Source organism: Streptococcus sanguinis, assembly GCF_019928825.1.
Lineage (GTDB): Bacteria > Bacillota > Bacilli > Lactobacillales > Streptococcaceae > Streptococcus > Streptococcus sanguinis_L.
Genome location: NZ_JAHZOP010000008.1, coordinates 1 through 2290, shown reverse-complemented (window position 1 = coordinate 2290; position 2290 = coordinate 1). Strand labels below are relative to the sequence as shown.

Genomic DNA, 2290 nt, shown 5'->3' with positions numbered 1-2290 from the left:
AACCTACCGGGTTAGAGTGGCCATAACACAAGGGTAGTATCCCAACAACGCCTCCATCGAAACTGGCGTCCCGATTTCATAGGCTCCTACCTATCCTGTACATGTGGCACAGACACTCAATATCAAACTGCAGTAAAGCTCCATGGGGTCTTTCCGTCCTGTCGCGGGTAACCTGCATCTTCACAGGTACTAAAATTTCACCGAGTCTCTCGTTGAGACAGTGCCCAAATCATTACGCCTTTCGTGCGGGTCGGAACTTACCCGACAAGGAATTTCGCTACCTTAGGACCGTTATAGTTACGGCCGCCGTTTACTGGGGCTTCAATTCATACCTTCGCGTTACCGCTAAGCACTCCTCTTAACCTTCCAGCACCGGGCAGGCGTCACCCCCTATACATCATCTTACGATTTAGCAGAGAGCTGTGTTTTTGATAAACAGTTGCTTGGGCCTATTCACTGCGGCTGACTTAAGTCAGCACCCCTTCTCCCGAAGTTACGGGGTCATTTTGCCGAGTTCCTTAACGAGAGTTCTCTCGCTCACCTGAGGCTACTCGCCTCGACTACCTGTGTCGGTTTGCGGTACGGGTAGAGTATGATACAACGCTAGAAGCTTTTCTTGGCAGTGTGACATCACTCACTCGCTACTAAACTTCGCTCCCCATCACAGCTCAACGTTATAGGTATAAGCATTTGACTCATACCACGCCTCACTGCTTAGACGTACATCCATTCGTACGCACGAGTTAGCCTACTGCGTCCCTCCATCACTTCATACTCTAGTACAGGAATCTCAACCTGTTGGCCATCGGATACACCTTTCGGTCTCTCCTTAGGTCCCGACTAACCCAGGGCGGACGAGCCTTCCCCTGGAAACCTTAGTCTTACGGTGGACAGGATTCTCACCTGTCTTGCGCTACTCATACCGGCATTCTCACTTCTATGCGTTCCAGCGCTCCTCACGGTACACCTTCGCCACACATAGAACGCTCTCCTACCATACCTATAAAAGGTATCCACAGCTTCGGTAAATTGTTTTAGCCCCGGTACATTTTCGGCGCAGGGTCACTCGACTAGTGAGCTATTACGCACTCTTTGAATGAATAGCTGCTTCTAAGCTAACATCCTAGTTGTCTGTGCAACCCCACATCCTTTTCCACTTAACAATTATTTTGGGACCTTAGCTGGTGGTCTGGGCTGTTTCCCTTTCGACTACGGATCTTAGCACTCGCAGTCTGACTGCCGACCATAATTCATTGGCATTCGGAGTTTATCTGAGATTGGTAATCCGGGATGGACCCCTCACCCAAACAGTGCTCTACCTCCAAGAATCTTGATGTCGACGCTAGCCCTAAAGCTATTTCGGAGAGAACCAGCTATCTCCAAGTTCGTTTGGAATTTCTCCGCTACCCACAAGTCATCCAAGCACTTTTCAACGTGCCCTGGTTCGGTCCTCCAGTGCGTTTTACCGCACCTTCAACCTGCTCATGGGTAGGTCACATGGTTTCGGGTCTACATCATGATACTAAAACGCCCTATTCAGACTCGGTTTCCCTATGGCTCCGTCTCTTCAACTTAACCTCGCATCATAACGTAACTCGCCGGTTCATTCTACAAAAGGCACGCTCTCACCCATTAACGGGCTCGAACTTGTTGTAGGCACACGGTTTCAGGTTCTATTTCACTCCCCTCCCGGGGTGCTTTTCACCTTTCCCTCACGGTACTGGTTCACTATCGGTCACTAGGGAGTATTTAGGGTTGGGAGATGGTCCTCCCAGATTCCGACGGGATTTCACGTGTCCCGCCGTACTCAGGATACTGCTAGGTACAGAATCTATTTAAAATACGAGGCTCTTACTCTCTTTGGCTGACTTTCCCAAGTCATTCTTCTATAAATTCTGAGTCCACATTGCAGTCCTACAACCCCGAAGAGTAAACTCTTCGGTTTGCCCTCCTGCCTCTTCGCTCGCCGCTACTAAGGCAATCGCTTTTGCTTTCTCTTCCTGCAGCTACTTAGATGTTTCAGTTCACTGCGTCTTCCTCCTCATTTCCTTAACAGAAATGGGTAACAGGCATCAACCTGTTGGGTTCCCCCATTCGGACACCCCCGGATCAAGTGCTTACTTACAGCTCCCCGAGGCATTTCGTCGTTTGTCACGTCCTTCATCGGCTCCTAGTGCCAAGGCATCCACCGTGCGCCCTTACTAACTTAACCTTATTTTTGACCTTTCAGTCTTAAACTCATTAATATTCACAGCGTTTTCGGTTTATTTTCTTGTTACTATTTGATATC

The 2290-nt window shown here is 49.1% G+C and carries 1 rRNA gene; it reads right to left on the bottom strand.

Features of this window, described 5'->3' with window-relative positions:
• Window positions 1-2212 (bottom strand): 23S ribosomal RNA (locus K1J09_RS11765); the annotation flags it as partial.
• Between the last annotated feature and the right edge of the window lie 78 nt (window positions 2213-2290).